Source organism: Actinoallomurus spadix (genome assembly GCF_024055725.1).
In the GTDB taxonomy this organism is placed as follows: Bacteria; Actinomycetota; Actinomycetes; order Streptosporangiales; family Streptosporangiaceae; genus Actinoallomurus; species Actinoallomurus spadix.
On record NZ_JAMXMX010000023.1, the window covers coordinates 48,935 to 74,497 of the forward strand.

Annotated in this window: 25 protein-coding genes; 16 read left to right on the top strand and 9 right to left on the bottom strand. The window is 71.5% G+C overall.

The genetic code is table 11. From position 1 onward, the window contains the following. The first annotated feature begins 216 nt into the window (after positions 1 to 216). Both NE235_RS28295 and NE235_RS28300 read left to right on the top strand, forming a co-directional pair. A complete protein-coding gene (locus tag NE235_RS28295) occupies positions 217 to 1,524 on the top strand; it encodes a DivIVA domain-containing protein (RefSeq protein ID WP_252808315.1) in 1,308 nt (435 codons plus the stop codon). Between the two features lie 179 nt (positions 1,525 to 1,703). Next, positions 1,704 to 3,080, top strand: a complete 1,377-nt coding sequence (locus NE235_RS28300; RefSeq protein ID WP_252808316.1) for an AI-2E family transporter — start codon at positions 1,704 to 1,706, stop codon at positions 3,078 to 3,080. A 63-nt stretch (positions 3,081 to 3,143) separates the two neighbouring features. Here the strand turns inward: NE235_RS28300 and NE235_RS28305 are convergent, their stop codons facing one another. The 4 genes from NE235_RS28305 to NE235_RS28320 form a co-directional block, all read right to left on the bottom strand. Then, entirely contained in the window at positions 3,144 to 3,929 is a 786-nt protein-coding gene (locus tag NE235_RS28305) for an alpha/beta fold hydrolase (protein WP_252808317.1), read from the bottom strand. A gap of 168 nt (positions 3,930 to 4,097) precedes the next feature. Continuing rightward, the gene (locus NE235_RS28310) at positions 4,098 to 4,808 is read right to left on the bottom strand and encodes an alpha/beta hydrolase (RefSeq protein ID WP_252808318.1); all 711 of its coding nucleotides are present in this window, start codon (positions 4,806 to 4,808) and stop codon (positions 4,098 to 4,100) included. 10 nt (positions 4,809 to 4,818) lie between these two features. Next, complete coding sequence (locus tag NE235_RS28315) at positions 4,819 to 5,130, bottom strand: ATP/GTP-binding protein (protein WP_252808319.1); 312 nt, start codon at positions 5,128 to 5,130, stop codon at positions 4,819 to 4,821. A 46-nt stretch (positions 5,131 to 5,176) separates the two neighbouring features. Next, positions 5,177 to 6,877, bottom strand: coding sequence for a 3-hydroxybutyryl-CoA dehydrogenase (locus tag NE235_RS28320; RefSeq protein WP_252808320.1), 1,701 nt, complete (start codon positions 6,875 to 6,877; stop codon positions 5,177 to 5,179). Between the two features lie 217 nt (positions 6,878 to 7,094). On the opposite strand from NE235_RS28320, the gene nucS reads away from it, so the two are divergent. Next, on the top strand, positions 7,095 to 7,754 hold the full coding sequence (nucS, locus tag NE235_RS28325; RefSeq protein WP_252808321.1) for an endonuclease NucS: 660 nt from the start codon (positions 7,095 to 7,097) through the stop codon (positions 7,752 to 7,754). Here the strand turns inward: nucS and NE235_RS28330 are convergent. After that, entirely contained in the window at positions 7,709 to 8,611 is a 903-nt protein-coding gene (locus NE235_RS28330) for an SGNH hydrolase domain-containing protein (protein WP_308206168.1), read from the bottom strand. The genes nucS and NE235_RS28330 overlap by 46 nt on opposite strands. A 285-nt stretch (positions 8,612 to 8,896) precedes the next feature. Between NE235_RS28330 and NE235_RS28335 the strand changes: the two genes are divergently transcribed. Genes NE235_RS28335 through NE235_RS28345 form a run of 3 tightly spaced genes read left to right on the top strand, consistent with a single transcriptional unit; the run spans position 8,897 to position 11,297 of the window. Further along, positions 8,897 to 9,685 carry a DUF459 domain-containing protein gene (locus tag NE235_RS28335; RefSeq protein ID WP_252808323.1) on the top strand — a complete coding sequence of 263 codons (789 nt, stop codon included), beginning with the start codon at positions 8,897 to 8,899 and terminating at the stop codon, positions 9,683 to 9,685. A gap of 53 nt (positions 9,686 to 9,738) precedes the next feature. After that, positions 9,739 to 9,978: a hypothetical protein gene (locus NE235_RS28340; RefSeq protein ID WP_252808324.1), complete on the top strand. Its 240-nt coding sequence runs from the start codon at positions 9,739 to 9,741 to the stop codon at positions 9,976 to 9,978. Between the two features lie 5 nt (positions 9,979 to 9,983). Further along, a complete protein-coding gene (locus NE235_RS28345) occupies positions 9,984 to 11,297 on the top strand; it encodes an acyltransferase family protein (RefSeq protein WP_252808325.1) in 1,314 nt (437 codons plus the stop codon). Positions 11,298 to 11,337: 40 nt separating this feature from the next. On the opposite strand, the gene NE235_RS28350 is transcribed toward NE235_RS28345, so the two are convergent. After that, entirely contained in the window at positions 11,338 to 12,102 is a 765-nt protein-coding gene (locus tag NE235_RS28350) for an SGNH/GDSL hydrolase family protein (protein WP_252808326.1), read from the bottom strand. 250 nt (positions 12,103 to 12,352) lie between these two features. Here NE235_RS28350 and NE235_RS28355 point away from each other — a divergent pair, with 250 nt between their 5' ends. The 8 genes from NE235_RS28355 to NE235_RS28390 all read left to right on the top strand — a co-directional run bounded on the left by NE235_RS28355 (position 12,353) and on the right by NE235_RS28390 (position 19,257). After that, a complete protein-coding gene (locus NE235_RS28355; RefSeq protein ID WP_252808327.1) occupies positions 12,353 to 12,751 on the top strand; it encodes a DUF3224 domain-containing protein in 399 nt (132 codons plus the stop codon). Between the two features lie 55 nt (positions 12,752 to 12,806). Further along, positions 12,807 to 13,382, top strand: a complete 576-nt coding sequence (locus NE235_RS28360; protein WP_252808328.1) for a TetR/AcrR family transcriptional regulator — start codon at positions 12,807 to 12,809, stop codon at positions 13,380 to 13,382. A 3-nt stretch (positions 13,383 to 13,385) separates the two neighbouring features. Then, positions 13,386 to 14,183, top strand: a complete 798-nt coding sequence (locus tag NE235_RS28365; protein ID WP_252808329.1) for a site-2 protease family protein — start codon at positions 13,386 to 13,388, stop codon at positions 14,181 to 14,183. A gap of 87 nt (positions 14,184 to 14,270) precedes the next feature. Continuing rightward, positions 14,271 to 15,116, top strand: coding sequence for an ABC transporter ATP-binding protein (locus NE235_RS28370; protein WP_252808330.1), 846 nt, complete (start codon positions 14,271 to 14,273; stop codon positions 15,114 to 15,116). Further along, positions 15,113 to 15,925 (top strand): ABC transporter permease, encoded by an 813-nt coding sequence (locus NE235_RS28375; protein ID WP_252808331.1) that lies wholly within the window; start codon positions 15,113 to 15,115, stop codon positions 15,923 to 15,925. The genes NE235_RS28370 and NE235_RS28375 overlap by 4 nt, the downstream gene beginning before the upstream one ends. Then, entirely contained in the window at positions 15,883 to 17,082 is a 1,200-nt protein-coding gene (locus NE235_RS38375; RefSeq protein ID WP_252808332.1) for a sensor histidine kinase, read from the top strand. Before NE235_RS28375 ends, NE235_RS38375 begins: the two co-directional genes overlap by 43 nt. Then, complete coding sequence (locus NE235_RS28385; RefSeq protein ID WP_252808333.1) at positions 17,079 to 17,705, top strand: response regulator; 627 nt, start codon at positions 17,079 to 17,081, stop codon at positions 17,703 to 17,705. Before NE235_RS38375 ends, NE235_RS28385 begins: the two co-directional genes overlap by 4 nt. A gap of 49 nt (positions 17,706 to 17,754) precedes the next feature. Beyond that, positions 17,755 to 19,257, top strand: a complete 1,503-nt coding sequence (locus tag NE235_RS28390; RefSeq protein WP_252808334.1) for an aldehyde dehydrogenase family protein — start codon at positions 17,755 to 17,757, stop codon at positions 19,255 to 19,257. Positions 19,258 to 19,302: 45 nt separating this feature from the next. Here the strand turns inward: NE235_RS28390 and manD are convergent, their stop codons facing one another. Beyond that, positions 19,303 to 20,511, bottom strand: coding sequence for a D-mannonate dehydratase ManD (gene manD, locus NE235_RS28395; protein ID WP_252808335.1), 1,209 nt, complete (start codon positions 20,509 to 20,511; stop codon positions 19,303 to 19,305). A 473-nt stretch (positions 20,512 to 20,984) separates the two neighbouring features. Then, positions 20,985 to 22,571, bottom strand: coding sequence for a GMC family oxidoreductase (locus tag NE235_RS38380; RefSeq protein WP_425542316.1), 1,587 nt, complete (start codon positions 22,569 to 22,571; stop codon positions 20,985 to 20,987). A 194-nt stretch (positions 22,572 to 22,765) separates the two neighbouring features. Here NE235_RS38380 and NE235_RS28405 point away from each other — a divergent pair, with 194 nt between their 5' ends. After that, complete coding sequence (locus NE235_RS28405) at positions 22,766 to 24,265, top strand: M28 family metallopeptidase (protein WP_252808337.1); 1,500 nt, start codon at positions 22,766 to 22,768, stop codon at positions 24,263 to 24,265. Positions 24,266 to 24,324: 59 nt separating this feature from the next. Next, complete coding sequence (locus NE235_RS28410) at positions 24,325 to 24,918, top strand: cob(I)yrinic acid a,c-diamide adenosyltransferase (protein WP_252808338.1); 594 nt, start codon at positions 24,325 to 24,327, stop codon at positions 24,916 to 24,918. Positions 24,919 to 25,116: 198 nt separating this feature from the next. Here the strand turns inward: NE235_RS28410 and NE235_RS28415 are convergent, their stop codons facing one another. Next, positions 25,117 to 25,554: a DUF2550 domain-containing protein gene (locus tag NE235_RS28415; protein ID WP_252808339.1), complete on the bottom strand. Its 438-nt coding sequence runs from the start codon at positions 25,552 to 25,554 to the stop codon at positions 25,117 to 25,119. Positions 25,555 to 25,563 lie beyond the last annotated feature (9 nt).

Below are 25,563 nucleotides of genomic sequence, written 5' to 3' on the forward strand. Positions count from 1 at the left end.
CGGGTTCCTTACCTGATCGCCACATGGGCTCTGACAATCGCGACAAAGTGCCCAGGTCGTAAAGTTGAGCCCCCAACACGGCAGTGTCGGGAGTACTCTGCTGTCGCCGGAAAGTGGTAGCGCCCGTGCCGTACCCCGTAACACGCAGTACTCGCGCGGCCATCGTCTGGTACCTCCACCACTTGTAGCCGTCTCGTCACAGCAGGATTGAGCCTCATGCAGTCCGACATCGACGCCCAGCTCAGCAACTTCTTCGAAGACAGCACGCCCCCACGCGAGTTCGACGTGGTGCTGCGCGGCTACGACCGGCACCAGGTCGAAGAGCACATCAAGCAGCTCGACGCCGAGGTCCGCCAGAGCCGCGAGCAGACCCAGGCACTGCAACGGGAGCTCTCCGACGCACATCGTCAGCTTCAGGAGCAGGAGCGCCCCACCTATTCCGGTCTCGGCGCGCGCATCGAGCAACTGCTGCGCCTCGCCGAGGAGCAGGCGACCGAGCTCGTCCAGGCCGCCCGCACGGAGGCCAACGAGATCAAGGCCGCCGCCAAGGTCGACGCCGCCGAGCTGCGCGCCGCCGCGGAGAACGAGGCGGCCGACGTCCGCGCCACCGCCAAGCGCGAGGGCGACGACATGCGCAACGCGGCCGAGCGTGAGGCCGAGGAGGTGCGCACGGCGGCCCGCCGCCACGCCGACGAGCTGACCTCCACCACCGAGCGCGAGGTCGCCAAGCTGCGCGCCACCGCCGACCACGAGGTCGCCGAGAAGCGCGCCAGCGCCGAGCGGGAGATCGCCAAGCTCCGGACCACCACCGAGCGCGAGGTCGCGCAGCTGCGGGCGTCCACCAAGCGCGAGCGCGACGAGATCCTCACCACCGCCAAGCGGCAGGCCGACGAGATGCGGGCCCAGGCGAACCGCATCCTCGAGGAGAGCGAGGCCCAGCGGGCCCAGGCCGAGGCCGAGTTCGAGATCCAGCTGGCCGCCCGGCGCGAAGAGGCCGAGCGGCAGGACGCCGAGCGGCACGCGGCGGCGCAGAGCGCCACGCAGAAGCTCGTCGCCGAGGCCGAGCAGCGCGCCGCGTCGGCGGAGCAGCGCGCCACGAAGGCGACTCAGCAGGCCGAGCAGACGCGCCGCGAGGCCGACAGCCACGCCAAGCAGCTCGTCGCGAACGCCCGCAAGAACTCCGAGCAGATCATCGCCGAGGCGAAGGCCCAGGCCGAGCAGCTGCTCAGCGAGACCAAGAGCGAGGCCGAGCGGATGCGCACCACGGCGCAGCGCCAGGTCGACGAGCTCACCCGCCAGCGCGACAGCATCACCAGCCACCTCAACCAGCTGCGTCAGCTCATCGGCGGCGTGTCCGCGCCGATGGGCGGCCCGACCGAGGAGGCCATCTCCGCGCCGCCGGAGAAGCCCGCGATCGCCCCGGCCGAGCCCAAGCCCGCGCCGAAGCCGGCGCCCGCCGCGTCGAGGCCGGCTCCGGCGGAGGCCAAGAAGAACGACGAGGACGACGACTGGTGGCAGGAGTGACACCGTCCGCCGTTCGACGGCACTGAGCGGCGGCCACGCCGATCGGCTCGACTGAGCGCGGACGATGATCGGGTTCGTGGTGGTGTCCGCCACCACCACGAACCGATGCACGAGATGGCGAAGAGCCTAGGGGACGTGATCCTCTAGGCTCTTTCCAGCATCTATACGAGGAGACGTGCGTGCCGGCCGAAATCCCCCACGACGGCGAACAGCGCGAGGAGACCGAAGCCCTCGCGGACGGTCCCCGCCAGCCGGCGGGCGAAGCCGGGACCCTCACGGACGGCACCCGCCGGCCGGAAGACCAGGCCGGAGCCCTCACCGAGAGCACTCACCAGCCGGCGGGCGAAGCCGGGAGTCTCACGGACGACACCGACCGGCCGGAAGACCAGGGCGGAGCCCTCACCGAGGCCCACCGGCCGTCGGTCGAGGTCGCCACCGTCGATCCGGTCACCGACATCGAGGCCCGGGAGCGTGAGGCCGGCGTCGACGCGCTGTTCCCGTTCGGCCGCCCTGGCCGCCCGCTGACCCGCAGCCACCCGTTCATCTTCGGCTTCTACGGCGCCCTCGGCGTACTCGCCGCGTACATGCTGGTCAAGGCGGTCACCGACGCCCGGCAGGTGATCATCCTGATCACCGTCGCGCTCTTCCTCGCCGTCGGCCTGAACCCGGCGGTCGAGGCGCTGACCCGGGTCGGGGTATCCCGCCGCTGGGGCGTGCTGATCGTCTTCCTGTGCCTGGTCGGGTTCTTCGTCGGTTTCGGGTTCGCCATCGTGCCTCCGATGACCGAGCAGGTCACCGCCTTCATCAACAACCTGACCAGCGGCCACGGCTACCTCGAGCAGATGCAGCACAACCCGAGGCTGCAGGACTGGGACCATCGCTACCACCTGCTCGACCGCGCCCAGTCGGCGCTGCAGAGCAAGGACCTGGGCAAGCAGGCCGCCAACGGGATCCTCGGCGTCGGCCAGGTCGTGATCAGCGGCGTGTTCAGCACGTTCACCGTGCTGATCCTCACCCTCTACTTCCTCGGGTCGCTGCCGAACATCACGGGCTTCATGTACCGCCTGGCGCCCCGGTCCCGGCGCGCCCGTGTCGCGCTGCTGGGCGACGAGATCCTCTCCCGCATCGGCGGGTACGTCGCCGGGAACGTCCTGATCTCGGTCATCGCCGGGATCGTGTCCTACATCTACCTGCTGATCGTCAACGTCCCGTACGCCATCGCGCTGGCCATGCTCGTCGCCATCACCGACCTGATCCCGCTGATCGGAGCGACGATCGGGGCCGTCCTCGTCACGGCGATCGCGTTCTTCAACGGCTTCTGGACCGGCATCGCCACCGCGATCTTCTTCCTCATCTACCAGCAGGTCGAGAACTACCTCGTCCAACCACGTGTGATGAAGAAGTCCGTCGACGTCCAGCCGGCCGTCACGGTCATCGCCGCCCTGCTCGGCGGCACGCTCCTCGGCGTGATCGGCGCGCTCCTGGCCATTCCCACCGCGGCCGCCGTGGCGCTGATCCTCCGCGAGGTCGTCATGCCCCGCCAGGAGAGCCTCTGACCGGGCCGGTGACGGCCGGGCGGTGAGCGGGCCGGCCGGGCGGTGAGGGGGGCCGGCCGGCGGTCAGCGGGTCGTGCGGCCGAGCGCCGCCGCGAACTCCGCGACCGCCTCGTTGAACAACTGGGGCTGTTCCACCGCGGTGAGGTGACCGGAACGGGGAACCAGGGTGAGCTCGGCGTTCGGCAGCGCGTCGGCCATCGCCCGGGCGTCCTCCTCCGTCGTGATCTCGTCCTCCTCCCCGTGGACGACCAGCGCCGGGAAGGGCAGTTCGCCGAGGAGTTCCAGCGCGTCCGGACGGGCGGCCATCGCCCGCTGCGCCCACGCGGCGGCCGCCGGAGGCGCCGACTGCACCAGGCCGCGTACCCGCCCGTAGATCAGCGCCCGCTGCCGCATCGTCGTGGGCCCGACCAGCCGGGGCAATAAATCCTCGAGGAGGACGTCGACGGTCTTGTCCGCCTCCAGCCGCTCGGCGGTGCGCAGCCGGTCGGCCGCCGCCGCCTCGGTGTCGGCCGTGGCCTTCGTGTCGGCGAGCACCAGGCCGAGGACCCGGTCGGCGTGCCGTCGGCAGAACGCCAGCGTGACGTAGCCGCCCATCGACAGGCCGCCCACGACGGCCCGGTCGATGCCCTTCGCGTCGAGCAACGCCGCGACGTCGTCCGCCATCACGTCGACCGATGGTTCGGCGGTGCCGAGCGGAGACCCCCCGAAGCCACGCAGGTCGGGGGTGAGCACCCGGAACCGCGCGGACAGCGACTCACGCTGCGCCAGCCACATGGCCGACGACAGCGGGAACGCGTGCAGCAGCACCAGCGGTGTCCCGTCCCCGACGTCACGGCTGTACAGCTGCACGGCTATCACCTCATCAGGTAAGAATCCGGCTGAGCCCGGCGAACGCCCGGACCCGCTCATCCTCACCGCTGCTGAAGGATCCGCCGATAGGGTGGCCGCGTTCGGCCGCAGAGGTTTAGGAAATGTGAACGACCGTCCCGAATCCTTCCACCACTGCGAAGGAACCTTCTACTCCACGTCGGTGGGCAGCGGGTACGCCTCCGGCGCGACCCGGCGGACGATCTCGTTCAGCACGATCCTGACGTACGGCTCGCCCACCCACAGGTGCTTGGCGTCGTCGACGCCGACGACCTCCGCCTGCGGCACCCGCTTGAAGCGTTCGCGGGCCTCGGCCGGCTGCAGGTAGTCGTCGCGTTCCGGGACGAGTGCGACGAGCGGCCGGCCGAACTCCGCCCACGCGTCGAGGTCGGCATCAGTCGCCCGGTGCAGCGGCGGGGACAGCAGGATCGCGCCCTCCACGAGCGGGTCGCGGCCCCACTTGAGGGCCAGTTCCGTGCCGAACGACCAGCCGAGGAGCCACGCGCGCGGCAGGTCGTGGTACTCGGCCCACTCCAGCGCCGCCGCCACGTCGTACCGCTCGGAGTCGCCGTCGCCGAACTCCCCTTCGCTCGTGCCCCGCTCACTGGTCGTCCCGCGGGTGTTGAACCGCAGCACGGCGAGGCCGGCGAGGGCCGGCAGGCGGTACGACGCCTTGCGCAGCACGTGGCTGTCCATCATGCCGCCGTGCGTCGGCAGCGGATGCAGGCAGATGAGGGTCGCGACGGGCGGCCGGTCCTCGGGCACGGCGAGTTCGCCGACGAGGGTGAGCCCGTCGGCGGTCCGCAGCTCGATGTCCGTACGGCGCGCGGGCAGCACCGTGCTCGCCCGGATCTCCCCCATTTCGGTCCCTTCAGTAACGCGGGCCCCGGCGGGACCGCTGGATGTTCGGCAGCCGGTTCAGCCGGTGATTCCAGCACGGCCGGTGCCAGTGCCGCCGGTCGTCGAGCCCCCCGCCCTCGGCGGGCCAGGCCACGAGGTGCCCGACGCCCGGCATGATCTCCTGGTCGCAGCCGGGGCAGCGGTACGCCTTGGTCCCGCCCGCCACCGGCCGTACGATCCAGTCGCCGTCGGGCCCCTCCTCGGTCCGCTGCGGCCCGCCGAACGCGCCCGGCCCCGTCTCCCGTACGGTGTCGCGGCCACGGCGGTTTCTGCGCGGACTCATGCGGTTCAGGGTAAAGGGACCCGGAAAGGGCACGGCGAACCGGCCCTCAGCGGAACGTCCGGCCCGCGGTGCACAGCTCCTCCAGCAGCGGCGCGGGCGCGTACGCCGGCTCCCGGGCCTCGGTGTAGAGGGCGTGCAGCACCTCCACCGCGTGGCCGAGGCCGAGACGGTCCAGGTCGGCGATCGGCCCGATCGGGTACCCGCAGCCGTGGCGCATCGCCGCGTCGATGGAGTCCGCGTCGGCGTACCCGGCCTCCAGCATCCGGACGGCGTCGTTGAGGTACGGGACGCGCAGCGCGTCGACGATGAAGCCGGCGCGGTCGCGGCAGCGCACCGGCCGCCTGCCGAGCACCGCGAGGTACTCGGCGGCCCGGCTCGCGATCTCCGGCGCGGTCACCACCGTCGTGGCGATCTCGACGAGCTCGCCCGCCGGGTCGGGCAGGTGCAGCCCGACGACGTCCTGCGGCCGGTCGGTCGCGGCCGCCACCTCGATCACGGGCACCGTGGTCGAGGTCGTGGCGAGGACGGCCCCCGGCTTGGCGACGTCGTCGACGGCGGCGAACAGCGACCGTTTCACCGACGTGTCCTCGGCCACCGCCTCGATGATGAGGTCGCAGCCGGCGAGCAGCGCCAGGTCCGTACCGCCCTCCACGGGCCGTTTCAGGGCCGTACGGACAGCGGCCGCCTTCTCCTCGTCCCCCGCGACGAACCGGACGTCGGCACCGGCCCGCAGGCATCCGCTGATCAGCGCGACGGCCAGCGGCCCCGACCCGACGACCCCGACCCGCGGCAGCGCCCCGGCGACCTCGGCCGCCATTTCGGCCGCCACCTCTGCCGCCGCCGCGGCCACGGCGGCCTCGGCGGCCGCGGCCGGCGCGGGAGCCGCCGGCGGCTCGTCGTACGCGTAGAAGCCGCGGCCGGTCTTGCGGCCCAGCAGGCCGGCGGTGACCATCTGCCGCAGGATCGGCGCGGGCGCGTGCCGCCGGTCCCGTGTCTCCCGGTAGATCGCCTCGCAGACCTCCAGCGAGACGTCGAGACCGATGAGGTCCATCAGCGTCAGCGGCCCCATCGGCAGGCCGGTCGCCTTCATCGCGGCGTCGATGTCCTCACGGCTCGCGTGCCCGGAGTCGTACATCGCCGCCGCCTGGTTGAGGTAGCCGAAGAGCAGCCGGTTCGCGATGAACCCGGCCCGGTCGCCGACCGTCACGCCGACCTTGCCGAGCCGCTCGACCAGTTCCTGCACGACCGCCAGGGCCTCCGGCCGGGTCAGCACGGTGTGAATGATCTCGACCAGCCTCATCACCGGCGCGGGATTGAAGAAGTGCACCCCGACGACCTGCTCCGGCCGGTTCGTACTGACGGCGATCTCGGTGACCGACAGGGAGGAGGTGTTGGTGGCGAGCACGGCGTCGGCCCGGCAGACCTCGTCCAGTTGCTCGAACACGCGGCGCTTGAGCGGAAGCTGCTCCGGCACGGCCTCGACGACCAGGTCACAGTCGCCGAGCGCGCCGAACGACGTGGACAACTCGATCCGGCCGAGGATCGCCTGCTGCTCGTCGACGGACAGTCTGCCGCGCTTGACCGCCCGGCCGGTGGACCTCTCCAGGTGCCCGCGGCCACGCCGCAGCGCCTCGTCGCCCACCTCGACCCCGACGACGGACAGTCCGCTCCGGGCCAGCACCTCGGCGATCCCGGCCCCCATCGTCCCGAGCCCCACGACCCCGACCTTGTTCAGCGAAGCAGCCATGCCCGCAGTCTTCCAAAGCCCGCGCCCGCTCCCAAGACCAGCCCCGCTCGGCGCCGGGCTATCCGTCCCTGCCGCGCAGAAGGCCGAGCCGGTACGGTCGCAGCTCCGCGCGCATGAAGCCGCCGCCGGTCACCGGCTCTGGTCGTCACCCGATGGGCCCGGCCGAGCCGGGCGATCGCGCGCGATCAGGTGCGTGCTGCGGCTAAGGTGGGCGACCGTGCGCCTCGTCATCGCCCGCTGCAGTGTCGACTATGCCGGCAAGCTCACCGCCCACCTGCCCATGGCTCCGCGGCTCATCTTGATGAAGGCCGACGGCAGCGTCTCCATCCACGCGGACGACCGCGCGTACAAGCCGCTGAACTGGATGAATCCGCCGTGCACCCTCAAGGAGGAAGAGGGCCGGTGGACGGTCACGCACGGCAAGTCCGGTGAGCAGCTGATCCTCACGATCGAGGAGATCCTGCACGACTCCAGCCACGAGCTGGGCATCGACCCGGGCCTGCGGAAGGACGGCGTGGAGGCTCACCTTCAGGAGTTGCTCGCCGAGCACATCACCACGCTGGGCGAGGGGTGGAAGCTGATCCGCCGGGAGTACCCCACGGCGATCGGGCCGGTCGACATCCTGTGCCGGGACGACAAGAGCGGGACGGTGGCCGTCGAGATCAAGCGGCGCGGTGAGATCGACGGCGTCGAGCAGCTCACCCGCTACCTGGAGCTGCTGAACCGCGATCCGCTGCTGGCGCCGGTCCGCGGGATCTTCGCCGCGCAGGAGATCAAGCCGCAGGCGCGGGTGCTCGCCGCGGACCGCGGCATCGACTGCGTCACCCTGGACTACGACGCGCTGCGCGGCATCGAGCGGGACGGCACGCTCTTCTGACCCGCCGGCCGGGGAACGAGGTGCGTCAGTGCGGGGACGTGCGCCCGAAGGTAGGCGGCGACACGCGTGCCGCCCGGGTCCTCGTAGTGTGCTCCGTCCGGTCTGAAGTCGAACCCGCCGGCCGTCCGGCAGGGCGGCCCCGACGGGCAGACCAGCGGAGCGATGTCGACGACGGTGACCCGGCCGGGATGCCCGGCCGCCCATCGCCGGTAGAGGTCGCGCAGCGGTCCGAGGGGAAGGTCCGTCTTCGACTGCGGCCCTGCCGGGAGGTCCTGCCACCACAGGGGCAGGAGCAGGAGGACCTGCGCGCCACCGCTGGTGACTCGGGCCAGGGTCTCATCCCATGCGGCCATGATCTGGCGTTCCCACCCGGCCGTTCCCGCCCTGAATCGCCTCTCTCCCTGAACGATGTCGAACCGATCTTGAATCGAGTGCCACACCACGATCCTGGGGTGGAAGTCGTTCACCATCGTGGCCTGCTTACGACGGGTCAGATCCGGGCACCACGTGAGTCTCACCTCCCCGCCGCGCGACGTCATGACACCCAGGACCGCGCCCGCGGCACAACCTGAGGTGGCCGCGTCCACCACGCGTACACCGGCCGGTCCGAGTTCGCGAGCGAGGTAGTACGCGTAGTCGCGGGCCACGGAGTCGCCGATGACGCCAAGGGTCGGTGCGGTCGGCGAGGTCGCCGATCCCTGAGGGAGAAACGGTACTGAATCGCGGTTCGAGGCCGGTTTTGGATGGTGCACCCTATGCGGAGGAGTCGGGTCGGTTCTCCCGCCGTAGGTCATTCCGGACCCCGCCAAGCCCACGGTCATCAGCACCGATGCCATCCGCCATCGATCAAGTCGCATGACGAGAGATTCTATTTCGCCGTGCTCATCGCTCGACAGTGCCTTCTTTAGAGTCAGGTAGATTCGGGCTTCACATGGCGTCACAATACCGGACGACTCACCGGATGCCGGGATCAGCCAGAGCTCGCCCCTCAATGGCGCGCAATCGGCGCTCACCCTAAGGCGTTGTTGCCATTATTTTGCCGACCACCGCTGTATCGGCGGGTAGGTTGACGTGGGTGGCGGCGGACCCGACCGGGGGGTGCGGTGGCAAGGAAATACTCCGCGATTCAGAGATTGATGAGCGTGGGAACGGTATCGGTCCTGTCGGTGCTGTTCGGGTGCGCGCAGAAGGACGTTCATCCGGCGGCGCCGACCGGCGCTGCCAGGTGGCAGGTGCCATTGGGCGACCCGTCACCGTCGCCGGCCGTCCGGGGAATGACGCTCCTGGTCGTCGGCGACTCTTGGGCTCGCAACCTCGGGGTCGGGATCGCGAACGCCGACCGGGCTCGGCACAACGTGGTGATCAACGCGGGGCAGCCGGGATGCGGTCTGATGCAGCCCGTCCGGATTCGGCGCAAGGGCACGATGGTCGCGGCGCCGGCGAACTGCAATACCTGGCCTGACCGGTGGCGTGACCTGGTGACGAGGTACCGGCCGACGGCGGCGCTGCTCGAGGTCGGCTACTGGGACGGCCAGGACTCCCAGCAACTCCCGGGTCAGAGCACGGTGAGTTCCATCTCGCACCCGGCCTTCCGCCATCGGTTCGACGCACAGATCGACCGGGCCATCGCCATTCTTTCCGCTACCGGCGCCACGGTGTACATCCCGACCGTAATCGACAACACCGGGCCTGCACGAACGGATTCGGATGCGATGAACACCGCGCTCCGTGCCGCCGTCCGGCGGAACCCGCGCACGGCACTGCTGGACGTCCATGGCCAGCTGTGCACCGCCGGCAAGATCTGCCCACCGGAAGTCGGCGGGATTCAGGTTTATGACGAGACCGGTCATCTGTCGGGGCCCGCACACGATCGCATCGGCGCGTGGATCCTGAACGTGATTTACGCCGGTAAGAACACTGGACGGAAGTGACGTACAGAACGCGCCACCTTCCCGTCCGACCATTGTGATCGGAGGAGATCGAGATGAGTTTCCGTAAACCGATTGTGACGCTCGCGGGCGCGGCCGCGCTCACGGCGATCCTGGCCCCGGCCGCCGCTGCCCATGCGGCCGCCGACTGGCGTTACGTCGCCGAGTACCGGTCGGTGACCGCCTGCCGGAGCGTCGGGCAGAGCCTCGTGGCCCAGCATCGTGCCCGTGAGTACCGGTGCGAGAACACCTACACCGAGTCGGGCACCCCCGTACTCGATCTCTACGTGCGCTGACCGGCGTGTCGATCCGTCCCGGCAACGGCCGGCAGGCGCCCATGCTGAACGAACCCGCTTCGCGCCGGTCGCCGGCCGTCCCGCGGCGCGCCGGCCGGGCGGCGTCCGACGCCACCGGGGCCGGGCGGATCGGCGCGGTCGACGGTCTGCGCGCCTTCGCCGTATGCGGCGTGATGGCGTTTCATTTCGGGCTCGGCGTACGCGGTGGGTTCCTCGGCGTCGACTTCTTCTTCGTCATCTCCGGCTACGTCATCACGCGGCTGCTCCTGATCGAGTGGCACCGGACGGGGACGATGAACCGCGCCCGGTTCTGGGGGCGCCGGGCTCGCCGGCTCCTTCCGGCCGTCCTGGCACTGCTGATCGTCGTGCAGGTGTGGCTGCGCTGCGGCGCACCGCCCGACCTGCGCGGCACGACCAACGCGCAGACCCTCGCGGCGCTGGCGTACCTGTCCAATTGGTACGCGATCGTCGCGGACGTTGGCTATTGGGGCGCCGCGGTCGATGCCACGCCCCTCACCCACCTGTGGTCACTCGCCGTGGAGGAGCAGTTCTACCTCGTCTGGCCGCTCCTTCTGATCGCCGCCCTGACGGCCACCCGCTCCCGCCGCGTCGTCGCCGCCGTGGCAGGAGCGGGAGCGCTCGCCTCGTACGGGGCCGGAGCCTCGCTGTTCTCTCCGAACGGCGCCAACCGCGCCTACCTGGGTACCGATACGCGGGCCGGGGCACTGCTCCTGGGCGTGCTGTGCGCCCTGGCGCTCACCCGCAGCACCGCGGGGCCGGGCGGGACGTGGGACCGGCCGTTGCCGGCCCGCCTGATCCCGCTCGCACGGTGGGTCTTCGCCTTCGCCGTCGCGGCCCTCGTACTGCTCTGGGCGACGGCCTCCGTCCCCGCGCCCTGGCTCTATCCCGGCGGCCTCGCCGTCGCCGGAGTGTCGGCCGCGCTGATCATCGGCTACGTCACCGCCGTACCCGGGACGGCCGCGGTCCGGCTCCTGGAGCGCCGACCGGTGCTGTGGACCGGGCGGATCAGCTACTCGCTGTACCTGTGGCACTGGCCCGTGCACATCTTCGCGGTCCACCGGTGGGCCGCGCTGGGCCGGCCGCTTCAGGTACTCGCCGAGATCGGAGCGACATTCGTGCTGGCGACCCTGTCCTACGCGCTGATCGAGCGGCCGGCGCGGCACGTCCGGCGGCCCGGCGTACTGGCCGCGGTCCTGCTCGCCGGCGCTCTCGCCGCTCTGGGCGGTGCGGTCCTCGCTCAGCCTCGGCCACACGTCGAGGAGCAGTCCGGCGTCATCGTGCACGGCCCCGGGCACTGAGGCCGGCAGAACCCCAGGACGCTCGCCGGGCCCCGGCCCTTCAGGCTCCTGCGGGCCGCCGCCCCGCGCGGACCAGGGCCGCGAGCGCCGGGACGTGGGTGCGGAGATACGCCGCGACGCGCGTGCCTCCGGGGTCGTCGAAGTGCACCTGATCCGGCCTGAAGTCGATTCCGCCCACCAATCCGCACGGAGGCCCCGAGGGGCAGACGAGCGGAGCGACGTCGACGACGGTGACTTGGTCGCGGTGACCGGCCGCCCACCGCTGATACATGTTCCGGAGCCTCTCGACGCCGGCACCCCGAGCGGGAGGCTCCGGGGGTTGGTGCTCGTACCACAGCGGCAGAACGAGCAGGACCCGAGCGCCCTCCCGCGTGACCCGGGTCAGGATGTCGTCCCATCCCGCCATGATCTGCCGCTCCCAATCCGGGGTGCCCGCGGTCGTCCGTACATTGCCCCGGATGAGGTCGAAGCGTTCCAGAATCGAATGCCACAGGACGACGCGGGGGTGGAAATCCCTCACCAGCGCGGTCTGCCTGGCGCGTTCGGCGTCCGGACAGCGGGACACCTCCTCCCTCCCGCGGACCGGGACGATGAAGGGGACGGCGGTCGCGGGACAACCGTAGATCGCCGCGTCCACCACCCGGACTCCCCTCGGGCCGAGTTCGCGCGCGAGATAGTACGCGTAACCACGCGCGACCGAGTCGCCGATCACGCCGAGGGTCGGCGCGGCCGGGGACGTCGCCGACCCCGGCGGCAGGAACGGCTTTTCGCCACGAGGCTCCGGCTTCGGGGAATTCGCCGACATGGCGCGAATTTCGGCGTTCGCGGCGGGAATCAGCCCGGTTCCCGAGAATCCGGCGGCCGTTACCACGAGGAGAAACCGCCATCGTTTAAAGGCCATGACAGAGAATGCTAGTCAGCGTATCCCGGGAAATCCCACGGCGCGCGCGTGAGAGCGGGTAATCATCGACCGTTTTCTCGGTGTCCCCCGAGTGACCGGGCGCCCTCCGGCTACCTGACAGGAGATGGCAGTCTCCTCCGGCATGCTCGCCGTCATGAGCAAACGAGCAGAGGGCACGTTCGTCGTCGACGCGTGGGACGCCGAGAAGCCGTACGACGAGCGGGACGGGGTGACGTTCACGCGGGTCCACGTGGACAAGACGTTCGGCGGCGGTCTCACCGGCACCAGCACCACCGAACTGATCACCGTCCACACCGGGGCCGGTCCGGCCGCGTACGTCGGGATCGAGCGGTTCGAGGGCACGCTGGACGGCCGGGCGGGCGGGTTCGTCCTCCAGCACAACGCCGGCGGTGAGAACGGCACGCCGTGGCTGACCTGGAAGATCGTCGAGGCCAGTGGCACCGGGGCCCTCACGGGGATCAGGGGCGAGGGGCGGATCATCGTCGACGAGGACGGCGGGCACTCCTACTCCCTCGACTACGAAGTGGACTGACCGCCCCTCGCCAGGGCGCGGGATTCCGGTCATGGGGGCCGGTACCCTGCCAGGCATGCCGCAGGCCACCACCGACGTCCGGGAACGGATCGTCGGCGCCGCCGAGCGCTGTTTCGCGCGCTACGGCGTCGCCAAGACGACCGTCGAGGACATCGCGGCGGCGGCGGGACTGTCCCGGGCGACCGTCTACCGCAGCTTCGCCGGCGGGCGGGACGAGGTGATCCTCGAGGTCCTCCTCCGTGACCTGCGCCGGTTCCTCGACCGGCTGGCCGCGCGGCTCGCCGCGCAGACCTCGGTGCCCGAGGGCATCGTCGAGGGCGTGCTGGACGCGGTCGCGTTCGTACGCGGCGAGCCGCGGGTGGCCGCCCTCCTCACGCCGGAGGCCGCCGGGCACACCCAGACCGCCGTCGCCGGGGCCGCCGAGAGCGTCCTGCGCCTGTGCGCCGACCGCGTCCGCCCGTACTTCGTGACGGCCCAGCGTGAGGGGCTGCTGCGGGCGGACATCACGGTCGAGGGCGCGGTGGAGTTCCTCTTCCGGATCATCTCCTCGATGATCGTCCTCCCCGGTGACGGCGACCCTCGGGACTTCCTGCGCGTCTATGTCGTCCCCGCCCTCACAGAGAGCACCTGATCGATGTCCAACGTAAGCGCGGTGCGGTCCTCCGTACGGCCCAGCCCGGCGTTCCTGTTCGTCGTCGGCCTGTTCGCCCTGTCCGGCCTGGCGGTGTGGCGCTACGGCATGAGCCCGGAGCGGACGGCCCGGCTCTTCCTGTTCGTGTTCGTGGTGAGCGGCTGGATCGTGTCGCTGTGCCTGCACGAGTTCGGGCACGCGTTCTTCGCCTGGCGGTCGGGCGACCGGAGCGTCGCGACCAACGGCTACCTCACGCTGAACCCGCTGAAGTACGGCGACATCACGCTGAGTTTCCTGCTGCCCGTGCTGTTCGTGCTGCTCGGCGGCATCGGCCTGCCGGGCGGCGCCGTCTACATCGACCGGGGAGCCATCCGCGGGCGGCTCCGGCACAGCCTCATCTCGGCGGCCGGGCCCATCGCCAACCTCGTCTTCGCGATCGTCCTCGGCGTCGTGATCACCAACCTGGCGAAGGACCCGGCGCACCTGCTGTTCTGGACGGGAATGGCGTTCCTGGCGTTCCTGCAGGTCACCGCAGCTGTGCTGAACCTGCTGCCGGTGCCCGGCCTGGACGGCTTCGGCATCGTCGAGCCGTACCTGCCGCGGCCCTGGGTCGCGCAGGCGAACAAGATCGGCGGGTACGCCTTCATGGCGCTGCTCGCGCTGCTGTGGATCCCGGCGGTCAACGAGCAGTTCTTCTCCCTCGTCTACCACCTCACCGACCTGTTCGGGATCGACCAGGACTACGTCGCGGCCGGTCACGGCCTGTTCCAGTTCTGGAAGAGCCTCGGCACCGCCGGCTGAGGCCGTCCCGTGTCCACCGTTCGGTGGACACGGGAATCACCGGACCACCGATCCCGGACCGGCCGGATCGCCGCGACGCTGGGAGGCATGAACGACACGGCGGTGCGGGTCCGCGACCTGCGCAAGCGATACGGCGACGTCGACGCGGTGAACGGCGTGGACCTCGACATCCACCGGGGCGAGGTCTTCGCCCTGCTCGGCCCGAACGGCGCCGGCAAGAGCACGACGATCGAGATCCTCGAAGGGCACCGGCGGCGCACCGGCGGCGAGGTGTCGGTGCTGGGGACCGACCCCGGGCGGCCGACCCGGAAGTGGCGGGGCCGCCTGGGGATCGTGCCGCAGACCTCGAACGAGCAACCGGAGCTGAGCGTCCGCGAGATCGTCGCCCACTTCGCGGGTTACTACCCCCGCCCCCGGAACGTCGACGAGGTGATCGAGGCGGTCGGGCTGACCGACAAGGCGGGGGCCCGCCTCGCGCACCTGTCCGGCGGCCAGCGCCGGCGGGTCGACGTGGCGCTCGGCATCATCGGCGACCCCGAACTCCTCTTCCTCGACGAGCCGACGACCGGGTTCGACCCGGACGCGCGGCGGCGGTTCTGGCGGCTGATCGAGGGGCTCGCGCACGGCGGCACGACGATCCTGCTGACCACCCACTACCTGGACGAGGCCGAGGCCCTCGCCGACCGGGTCGGCGTCATCGCCGGCGGCCGCGTCGTGGAGGTCGGCTCGCCGCTGGAGCTCGGCGGCCGGGCCACGGCGACGGCGCGCGTGGGCTGGCTCGGGCCGGAGGGACGACAGGTCCTGGAGACCGACTCCCCCACACAGGTGGTCGCCGAGCTGAGCCAGAAGTTCGACGGCGAGGTGCCGGAGCTGACCGTCACCCGCCCCACGCTCGAGGACGTGTACCTCACGATGATCGGAGAGACGCGATGACCGCCGCCGCCCTGCCCTCCCCGCTGCGGATCGGGCTGTCCCGCGGCGCGCTGGAGCTGAAGGTGTTCCTCCGCGAACGGGCGGCCGTCATCTTCACCCTGGGGATGCCCGCCATCCTCCTGCTGATCTTCGGCACGATCTTCAAGGGCGAGGTCGGACGCACGGGCGTCGACTTCCGGCAGTACATCGCGGCCGGCATCATCGCCAGCGGCATCATGTCGACGACGTTCGTGAGCCTCGGCATCACGATCGCGCAGGAGCGCGACGACGGCACCCTCAAGCGGCTGTACGGCACGCCGATGCCGAGGGCGGCCTACTTCATCGGCAAGACGATCGCGGCGCTGGTCCTGTCACTGCTGGAGACGGTCGTCCTGTTCGTGCTGGGAAGCCTGCTGTTCGGGCTGAAGCCACCGAGCACGCCCGAGCGCTGGCTGACCTTCGCCTGGGTCTTCGTCGCCGGGGTGACCGTCTGCACGCTGCTCGGCATCGCGATCAGCAGCGTGCCGCGCTCGGGCCGCAGCGCGGCCGCCGTGCTGAACGTGCCCTACCTCGTCCTGCAGTTCATCTCCGGCGTGTACTACACCTTCAGCGACCTGCCGTCCGGCGTCCAGCAGGTCGGAGCGCTGTTCCCGCTGAAGTGGATCAGCCAGGGGCTGCGGTCCGCGCTGCTGCCGGACACGCTGCTGGCGGCCGAGCCGGCGCACTCCTGGGAGCACGGGCGCACCGGACTGGTGCTGGCCGCCTGGGGTGTCGCAGGCTTGGTCCTGTGCCTGACGACATTCCGCTGGAAGCGGCGCCGCGACGCATGAGCGCCAAGGACGCCTGGGACTGGGGACTGGGCCGCTGGGAGGCGTACTTCGGCCTGGTCCTCGTCTCGACGATCACCTACGTCCTGAACGACCACCCGACGGAGCGCGGCCTGGTCGCGGCGGGGATCCTCCTGGCCCTGGTGCCGTGGTACGTCCTGTTCGGCCGGCGTTACCTCGGCCGGGAGACGCTCGGCCCGGGGCCGTACGCCTACGTCGCCGGGCTGATCATGCTGTGCGGCGCGGCGTCGCTGACGGCTCCGGAGAGCTCGCTCGTGCTGTTCGCTGCCTGCGCGCAATGCTTCATGATCGTGCGCTGGCGGGAGAGCGTGGCCGCGCTCGTGCTGCTCAACACGGTCCCGGCCGTCCGGTTCCTCCACGGTGACGCCGACGCGGGGACGATCGTGGCGTTCGCGGTCTGGACCGTCGTGGTGATCGGATTCTCCGCCTTCTTCGGCCTCTGGATCGAGCGGATCATCGCGCAGAGCACGGAGCGCCGGGAGCTGATCCGGGAGCTGGAGACGACGCGGGCGGAACTGGCGGAGGTGAGCCGGGAGGCCGGCGTCATGGCCGAGCGGGAGCGGATGGCCGGGGAGATCCACGACACGCTCGCGCAGGGCTTCACGAGCATCCTGATGCTGCTGCAGGCGGCCGACGCGTACGTCGGGCGTGACCCGGAGGAGGCGCGGCGGCAGCTCGGCCTCGCGGCGCGCACCGCGCGGGAGAACCTCGCCGAGGCGCGGGCCCTGGTCGCGGCCCTGCCGCCCGCGCCGCTCGGCGGATCGTCCCTGGACGAGGCCGTGGGCCGGTTGACGGAGCGGATGTCGGAGGAGCTGGGGGTGACGGCGGACTACGTCCTCGCCGGCGAACCGCGGCGGCTGACCGCCGGGGCGGAGGTGGTGCTGCTGCGGATCGCCCAGGAGGGCCTGGCCAACGTCCGCAGGCACGCGAATGCCGGCCGGGTCGAGGTGCGCCTCGCCTACGACCCGGAGTCGGTGCGCCTGGAGATCCGCGACGACGGCGTAGGCTTCGGCCCCGGCACGGCGCGCGGCTTCGGCCTGCACGGCATGCGCGAGCGGGTCGGCCAGGTCGGCGGCGTGTTCGACGTGCGGAGCGAGCCGGGAGCCGGTACGACCGTCACGGTGGAGGTGCCCGCGTGATCACGGTGTTGCTCGTCGACGACCACCCGGTCGTCCGCGAGGGGCTGCGCGGCATGCTGTCGGCCGAGGACGACCTGGCGGTCGTCGCCGAGGCCGGTGGCGCCGCCGAGGCGGTCGCGGCGGTCCGCGCGCACGAGCCGGACGTCGTGCTGATGGACCTGCGCATGCCGGGCGGCGACGGCGTCGAGGCGACGGCGCGCGTCCTCGTCCAGCGCCCGCAGACCCGGGTCGTGGTGCTGACGACGTACGACACGGACGCCGACATCCTCCGCGCGGTCGAGGCCGGCGCCGCCGGTTACCTGCTCAAGGACGCCTCCCGGCACGACCTCGCGCAGGCCGTGCGTGCGGCGGCGCGCGGCGAGACGGTCCTGGCCCCCTCGGTGGCGGCCAAGCTCGTGTCCCGGATGCGCTCGCCGGTCGAGCTGTCCCGCCGGGAGATCGACGTGCTGCGGCTGGTCGCCCGGGGCCGTACGAACGCGGAGATCGGCCGGGAGCTGCTGATCAGCGAGGCGACGGTGAAGACCCACCTGCTGCGGGCGTTCGGCAAGCTGGGGGTGTCGGACCGGACCGCCGCCGTCACGGCCGCGATCGAACGCGGCATACTCCCCGCCCCCGGCCGGTAACGGGTAACTTACTGGACTACAGCTACCTCGTTGGGACGAAGGGGACGCCATGACCGCGACTGCGAGCGAGAAGACCGCCGAGACGTTCCGTTCCCTGAGCCCGGCGACCGGCGAGGTCGTCGGCGAGCACCCGATCCACGACGAGGCCGCGGTGAACGCCGCCATCGAGCGCGCCCGCGTCGCGTCGGTGTGGTGGGCCGGCCTGGGCTGGAAGGAGCGCCGGATCCGGCTGCTCAACATCAAGGGCGCCCTGACCCGGTCCCTGCACCGGATGGCGACCCTGATCCACCGGGAGACCGGCAAGCCGGTGGCCGACGCCCAGCTCGAGACCGTGCTGGCGATCACGCACCTGGACTGGGCGGCGCGCAACGCCCAGAAGGTCCTCGGCCCGCGCAGCGTCTTCCCGGGTCTCGTGTCCATCAACCAGAAGTGCGTCCTGGAGTACCAGCCCCTCGGCGTCGTCGGCGTGATCGGCCCGTGGAACTACCCGCTCTTCACGCCCGTCGGCTCGATCGTGTACGCCCTCGCGGCGGGCAACGCCGTGGTGTTCAAGCCCTCGGAGTACACCCCCGGCGTCGGCCTGCTGCTCGCGGACATCATCTCCGAGGTCATCCCGGAGGAGCCGGTGTTCCAGGTCGTGACGGGCCTCGGCGACACCGGCGCGGCGCTGGCCCGCGGAGCGGTGGACAAGATCGCCTTCACCGGGTCGGCACCGACCGCCCGCAAGGTGATGGCCGCGTGCGCCGAGCGCCTCACCCCCATCGTCGCCGAGTGCGGCGGCAAGGACGCGTTCATCGTGGACGCCGACGCCGACCTCGACGAGGCCGCCGAGGCCGCCCTGTGGGGCGCGATGTCGAACGCCGGCCAGACCTGCGTTGGCGTCGAGCGGGTCTACGTCGTCGACGGCGTGTACGACGCGTTCGTGGCCAGGCTGACCGAGCAGGCGCGGGCGCTGCGGCCCGGCGAGGACCGCGCCGCCGCGTACGGCCCGATCACGATGCCGGGCCAGCTGAACATCATCAGGCGGCACGTCGACGACGCCCTCGCCCGCGGCGGCCGGGCGCTCGTCGGAGGCGCGGACGCGGTGAAGGAGCCGTACGTCGAGCCGGTGATCCTGGTGGACGTCCCGGACGACTCCGCCGCCGTCCAGGAGGAGACGTTCGGCCCGACCATCACCGTGCATCGGGTGAAGAGCGTGGACGAGGCCGTCCGGCGCGCGAACGCCACGTCGTACGGCCTGGCCGGCGCGATCTTCTCCCGCAGCCGCTCGACGGCGATGGAGGCCGCCCGGCGGCTGCGCAGCGGCATGACCTCGATCAACGCGGTGATCGCCTTCGCGGCCGTGCCGGCGCTGCCGTTCGGCGGGGTGGGCGACTCCGGCTTCGGCCGCATCCACGGGGCCGACGGGTTGCGGGAGTTCGCGCGCGCCAAGGCCATCACCCGCCGGCGGTTCGCCGCGCCGATGAACCTCACGTCGTTCAAGCGCACCGACAAGGACATGGCCAAGCTGCTGCAGCTCGTCAGCCTCCTGCACGGCAAGCACTACCGGTGAGCGCGCGGAGGGCGGCCGGCGCCGGCCGCCCTCCGCACCACCGGATCACCAGTCGTGCATGGCGCCGTCGGCCAGCCGCGCGACCGGCAGGTACTTCGGGTCGTACGGGAACCGCCGCGCGGCCTCCTCGTCGAACTCCACGCCGAGCCCCGGCCGGTCCGACGGCCACAGCATGCCGTTCTCGTAGCGGTAGCCCCAGTCGAAGACCTCGGCGGCCGGGTCCCGGTGCCCCATGTACTCCTGGATCCCGAAGTTCGGGATCGCCAGGTCCAGGTGCAGATTCGCCGCCAGGCCGACCGGCGAGATGTCACCGGGGCCGTGCGAGCCGGACCGCACGCCGTACAGGTCGGCCAGGTCCATGATCCGCCGCACGTGGGAGATGCCGCCGGCGTGCGTCACCGAGGTCCGGACGTAGTCGATGAGGCGCTCGGTGATCAGCTCACGGCAGTCCCAGATCGAGTTGAACACCTCGCCCACCGCCAGCGGCGTGACCGTGTGCGAGCGGATCAGGCGGAACGCCGACTGGTCCTCGGCGGGTGTCGCGTCCTCGATCCAGAACATCCGGTACGGCTCCAGCGCCGCGCCGAGCCGCGCGGCCTCGATCGGGGTGAGCCGGTGGTGCACGTCGTGCAGCAGGTGGAACCCGTATCCGAACTCCTCACGGACCCGCCCCATCAGCGTGGGGATGAAGTCGAGGTACGCGGCGGTGTTCCAGACCTCCTCCTTCGGCAGCGCGCCGGAGGCCGGCTCGTAGATGTTCGGGCCGGTGTGCAGCCCGTACGTCGAGTCCATCCCGGGGATCTTCGCCTGCACGCGCACGGCGGTGTAGCCGAGTTCGAGGTGCCGCGCGACATCGGCGAGGAGGTCGTCGACGTCCGCGCCGCTCGCGTGCCCGTAGACGGTCACCGCCTCCCGCGCCCGGCCGCCCAGGAGCTCGTACACGGGAAGGCCCGCGACCTTGCCCTTGATGTCCCAAAGCGCCTGGTCGACGGCTGAGATCGCCGTCATCGTGACCGGTCCGCGCCGCCAGTACGCGCCCCGGTAGAGGTACTGCCATGTGTCACCGATCCGGGCGGCGTCCCGGCCGGCCAGCAGCGGCAGCACGTGTTCACGCAGGTAGGCCTCGACGGCGAGCTCGCGCCCGTTCAGCGTCGCGTCGCCGTACCCGACGACGCCCTCATCGGTCGTCAGTTTGAGCGTGACGTAGTTGCGGCCGGGCGCGGTGACGATGACCTCGGCGGCACTGATCTTCATGCGTCCTCCGGGCGGGTGACTTGGGCGGCTCAGGCGGCGAGATCGCGGGCTTAGACGACTCAGGCGGGTTGGAGCGCGGGCTTAGACGGCTCAGGCGGTGCGAGGGCGGGCTTAGGCCCGGCCGGCGACCGGGATGAGGCATTGTTCCGATGTGCCGCTCACCGCCTTAGGACGAACCTTATGAGTGCGAGGCCGGACCGACCGGCCCGCACCACGAGGAGCACGAACGATGCACCCGGACATCATGAAGGCGCTGATGGACGAGCGTGACCGCGAGGCACGCGAGGCCCTCGAGACGGAGCGGCCCCGCCGCCTCCTGCGCCGCCGCGCCCGGTGACCCCGCTCAGGGCCTGTGCGCCCACGCCGGGCCCCGCCCGTACCGGTGCCCTCCATCCGGGCGGGGCTCGACGCGGGCGCACAGGCCGCCGCAAGAGAAGCGCGCGCCCGGTCCGGCGGGCGGCGCGGCCCCACGGTCAGGCGAACTCGACCGGGGGCAGCAGCGGGCCGCCGGCGATCAGGTCGGCGGCCCGTTCCGCTATCGCGATCGTCGGGGCGTTGGTGTTGCCGCGGGGCACCGCCGGCATGACGGACGCGTCGACGACCCGCAGGCCGTCCACGCCGCGCACCCGGAGCTCGGGGTCGCAGACCGAGTCCTCGGTGCCGCCCATCGCGCACGTGCTCGTGGGGTGATAGAGCGTCACGACCTGCCGGCGGACCCACGCGGCGAGGTCGTCGCCGTCCTTTCCGGGGGCGTACTCCCCGCCCACGATCCGGGCCATCCGGCCGGTCGCGGCGATCTCCCGGGCCTGGCGGACGCCCGCGAGGAGCACGTCGAGATCCGCCTCCTCGCCCAGGTAGTTCGGGTCGATGAGCGGCTTCCACCGCGGGTCGGCGGACCGCAGCGTCACACTCCCCCGGCTGGCGACGGCCACGGTCGTGGCGAACACCGACATGGCGCGCTTGTTCGCGTCGGTGAGGCCCTGGTCGAGGTACGGCGTGGGGAGCACGTGGTACTGCAGGTCCGGGGCGGGCAGGCCGGAGCGGGTCCGTACGAAGCCGCCGCCCTCGGCGACGTTCGAAGCGTACGGGCCGCGTCCCAGGGTCTGGTACAGCATGAGGCTGCGCAGGTTGACGCCTTCCCAGAGCGCCTTCGTGTCCGGCGTGTGCCACATGACCGGCACCATCGGGTGGTCCTGCAGCCCGGTGCCCACGGCGGGCAGGTCCACGATCACGTCGATGCCGAGCGAGCGCAGGTGGTCCGCCGGCCCGATCCCCGACAGCATGAGGACCTGCGGCGAGTTGACCGCTCCCCCGGACAGGATGACCTCGCGCCGGGCCACGGCCCGCTGCTCGGTCCCGCCGCGCAGGTACGCGACGCCGGTGGCCCGGCCGTCCTCGATGACGACGCGGGTGACGAGGGCGTCGGTCGCGACGGTGAGGTTCGGCCGGTCGGTGGCGCGGGACAGGTAGCCGTCGGCGGTCGACCAGCGGCGGCCGCGCCGCTGCGTCACCTGGTAGAACCCGGCCCCGTCCTGCTCGGCGCCGTTGAAGTCGTCGTTGGCGGGCAGGCCGAAGTCCGTCGCCGCGTCGACCCAGGCGCGGACCAGCGGATGTTTGAAGCGCAGGTCCTCGACGCGGAGCGGCCCGCCGGTGCCGTGGTAGTCGGACGCGCCGCGCTGCTGGTCCTCGGCGCGCATGAAGTACGGCAGCAGGTCGGCGTACCCCCAGCCCTTGCAGCCGTACTCGTCGCGCCAGGTGTCGAAGTCGTGCCGGTGACCCCGGATGTAGATCATCGCGTTGGTCGACGAGCTGCCGCCGAGGGTGCGGCCACGCGGCCAGTAGACGGTACGGTCGGCGGCGTGCCGCTGCGGGGTCGTCGTGTAGTCCCAGTCGTACTGGCTCTTGAACAGCGCCGCGAGCCCGGCCGGGATGTGGATCTCGGGGGCGTCGTCGGGTGGGCCGGCCTCCAGGAGCAGGACCTTCGTCCCGTGGTCCGCACTCAGCCGGTCCGCGAGCACGCAGCCCGCGCTGCCGGCACCGACGATGACGTAGTCGTACACGGCCGCCTCCACGCCTCGAGAGCCTGCGCGAAACGATAGCGATCAGGGACGATCCCGGACAGTGGCCCGAATCACGTTCTAGTCAACGTTTTCCGGTGTCCACAACGAGTCGATCTCAGGGTCTGGCCGTGAGACGCCGTGGAATGTCAGGATTCGCCGCATTACTCCGGCTTTACCATCGGAAGGGCTCCACGTTGCGAAAACTCGCCATCGGTACCCTCATCGGCCTGGCCGCGGCCTCCATCGGGGCCGCGACCCCCGCGGACGCGGCCGCACAGCCGCACCTCGACCGGCTGGTGAAACTGAAGGACATCCGCCGGCACCAGAAGGACCTGCAGACGATCGCCACCTACAACGGCGGCACCCGCGCCGCGGGCGAACCCGGCTTCGAGGTCTCCACGAAGTACGTCGTCAGCCGGCTGCGGAAGGCCGGTTACCGGCCGACGGTGCAGGACTTCCCCTTCGACTACTACAAGGAGAAGACGCCCTCGGTCTTCGACCGGCCCGGCGGCGCCAAGTACGTCTACGGCACCGACTACGCGACCCTGGACTTCTCCGGCTCCGGTGACGTCACCGCCACCGCGACGCCGGTCGACCCGGCCGGCGCCGGCGTGGGCAGCGGTTGCGAGGCCGCCGACTTCACCGGCTTCCCCAAGGGGAACATCGCCCTCGTCAAGCGCGGCGGCTGCAACTTCTCGGTGAAGGTCGGCAACGCCCAGAACGCCGGCGCCACCGCCATCGCCATCTACAACGACGGCGCCTCCCCCGAGCGGATGGGCCCCGTCCAGGGCACCGCCAGCACCCCCTGGCAGATCCCGGTGATCGGCCCGACCTACCAGCTCGGCACCGACCTGGTGAAGGAGGCCGCCTCCGGAACGCTGACGCTGCACGTCAAGACCGACACCTTCAGCGAGCAGCGCACCGCGCACAACGTCATCGCCGAGACCAAGCGCGGCCGCGCCGATAATGTGGTCGTCCTCGGCGCCCACCTCGACAGCGTCACCGCCGGCCCCGGCATCAACGACAACGGCAGCGGCACCGCGACGGTCCTCACCATCGCCGAGCAGATCGGCAAGCTCGGCAAGGGCATCAAGAACAAGGTGCGGTTCGCGTTCTGGGGTGCCGAGGAGGAGGGCCTGCTCGGCTCGGAGTACTACGTCGCGCACCTGACCGCAGCGCAGAAGGCCCAGATCGCGCTGAACCTCAACTTCGACATGCTCGGCTCGCCCAACGGCGTCCGCGGCGTGTACGACGGCGACGACTCCCAGGGCGCGGGCACCAACCCGCCCGCGGGCTCCGGTGCCATCGAGAAGGTGTTCCTCGACTACTACGGCAAGCGGAAGCTCGCGACCTCGCCGAGCGAGTTCAATGGCCGCTCCGACTACGGGCCGTTCATCGAGAACGGCATCCCCGCGGGCGGCCTCGACTCCGGCGCTGAGGGCCTCAAGACGGAGGCCGAGGCGAAGACCTACGGCGGTCAGGCGGGCGTCGCGTACGACCCGTGCTACCACCAGGCATGTGACACGTACGACAACAGCAACAACACCATCCTCGACCAGCTCGCGGACGGCGCCGCCCACGCCGCCCAGGTCTTCGCGGGCAGCACGCTGCCGGTCAACGGCGCCCGCGTCGCCGCCCCGAAGACGGCCCGCGCGCACGTCCAGCACGCGCCCACCGGCCGCGCGCTGAGCTAGACACCCTGTGGGGGCGGGCGGCCGCCCGGCCCCACAGCCCACTGACTAGGGTGACGGGCATGGCGAAAGAGCGCGACGACCAGCCCGTCGTCCTGTCGAAGATCTACACGCGGACCGGGGACGACGGCACGACCAACCTCGGCGACATGAGCCGTACGGACAAGACCGACCCCCGGCTCGCGGCGTACGCCGACGTCGACGAGGCCAACAGCGCGATCGGCGTCGCGCTCGCCCTGGGCGACCTGCCCGAGGACATCGCCACCTTGCTCACCCGGGTCCAGAACGACCTGTTCGACGTCGGCGCGGACCTGAGCACGCCGGTCGTCGCAGAGCCGGCGTTCCCGCCGCTGCGGGTCACCGAGGACTACATCACCCGGCTGGAGGCCGCGTGCGACGAGCACAACGCCGACCTGGCCACGCTGCGGAGCTTCATCCTGCCCGGCGGCACGCCGGGCGCGGCGCTGCTGCACGTCGCGCGTACGGTCGCCCGGCGCGCCGAGCGGACCACCTGGGCGGCGCTGACGGTCCACGAGGACATGAACCCGCTGACCGCGAAGTACCTCAACCGGCTGTCGGACCTGTTGTTCATCCTCGCCCGCAAGGCCAACGGCGACCGCGGCGACGTGCTGTGGAGGCCGGGCGGCGAGCGCTGATCCGAGGCCACGCCGACCGTACGGTCAGGCGACGGGCGAACCCGGCGGCGGGACCGCGCGTCAGGCGATGAGCGAGGCCGGCGGCGCGGGCCGCGCATCAGGTGATGGCCGAACCCGGCGGCGGGGCCGCGCATCAGGCGATGAGCGAGTCGGCGCGGGCTGCGCGTCAGGTGATGGGCGAGCCGGCGGGACCGCGCGTCAGGTGATGGGTGAGCCCGGCGGGGCGGCCTCGAGCCAGGCGAGGAAGCCGGTCAGCGCCGCTCCGCTCATCGCCAGCTCGACGGTGCCGTTGTCGTCCTGGATCTCGACGATGCCGGCGTCCGGCTGCAGGGCGGCCTCCTCCTCGGCCTCCGGCTTACGCCGCCCGGATACGACGAGGCCCCGGCGGGACACGACCCGCCGGGGCCTCAGCCGAATGCCGAAAATCGCGAACCAGAGCAGCTCGTCACCGTTGTACCGGCCGATGCCGAGCCGCCATACGCCACGGCCGTGGGGGTCGCGGAGGCTGCACTCGACCGTGCCGCCGCGGCGTTCGAGCAGCCAACGCCGCAGCGACAGCAGGGCGAACGCGGCGAGCACCGCCACCAGGACGACAGCGAGCAACCCGCCGATGTCCCACGCCAGGTACTCGCCCAACTCCCCCCT

What these genes read in the sequence shown, in the direction of transcription:
- NE235_RS28365 (WP_252808329.1), top strand. Translation starts at nt 13,386, where the DNA reads ATGTCCAACGTAAGCGCGGTGCGGTCCTCCGTACGGCCCAGCCCGGCG.
- NE235_RS28410 (WP_252808338.1), top strand. Translation starts at nt 24,325, where the DNA reads ATGGCGAAAGAGCGCGACGACCAGCCCGTCGTCCTGTCGAAGATCTAC.
- NE235_RS28355 (WP_252808327.1), top strand. Translation starts at nt 12,353, where the DNA reads ATGAGCAAACGAGCAGAGGGCACGTTCGTCGTCGACGCGTGGGACGCC.
- NE235_RS28375 (WP_252808331.1), top strand. Translation starts at nt 15,113, where the DNA reads ATGACCGCCGCCGCCCTGCCCTCCCCGCTGCGGATCGGGCTGTCCCGC.
- NE235_RS28330 (WP_308206168.1), bottom strand. Translation starts at nt 8,611, where the DNA reads ATGCGACTTGATCGATGGCGGATGGCATCGGTGCTGATGACCGTGGGC.
- NE235_RS28320 (WP_252808320.1), bottom strand. Translation starts at nt 6,877, where the DNA reads ATGGCTGCTTCGCTGAACAAGGTCGGGGTCGTGGGGCTCGGGACGATG.
- NE235_RS28350 (WP_252808326.1), bottom strand. Translation starts at nt 12,102, where the DNA reads ATGTCGGCGAATTCCCCGAAGCCGGAGCCTCGTGGCGAAAAGCCGTTC.
- manD (WP_252808335.1), bottom strand. Translation starts at nt 20,511, where the DNA reads ATGAAGATCAGTGCCGCCGAGGTCATCGTCACCGCGCCCGGCCGCAAC.
- NE235_RS28370 (WP_252808330.1), top strand. Translation starts at nt 14,271, where the DNA reads ATGAACGACACGGCGGTGCGGGTCCGCGACCTGCGCAAGCGATACGGC.
- NE235_RS28390 (WP_252808334.1), top strand. Translation starts at nt 17,755, where the DNA reads ATGACCGCGACTGCGAGCGAGAAGACCGCCGAGACGTTCCGTTCCCTG.
- NE235_RS28315 (WP_252808319.1), bottom strand. Translation starts at nt 5,130, where the DNA reads ATGAGTCCGCGCAGAAACCGCCGTGGCCGCGACACCGTACGGGAGACG.
- NE235_RS28310 (WP_252808318.1), bottom strand. Translation starts at nt 4,808, where the DNA reads ATGGGGGAGATCCGGGCGAGCACGGTGCTGCCCGCGCGCCGTACGGAC.
- NE235_RS28340 (WP_252808324.1), top strand. Translation starts at nt 9,739, where the DNA reads ATGAGTTTCCGTAAACCGATTGTGACGCTCGCGGGCGCGGCCGCGCTC.
- NE235_RS28295 (WP_252808315.1), top strand. Translation starts at nt 217, where the DNA reads ATGCAGTCCGACATCGACGCCCAGCTCAGCAACTTCTTCGAAGACAGC.
- NE235_RS28360 (WP_252808328.1), top strand. Translation starts at nt 12,807, where the DNA reads ATGCCGCAGGCCACCACCGACGTCCGGGAACGGATCGTCGGCGCCGCC.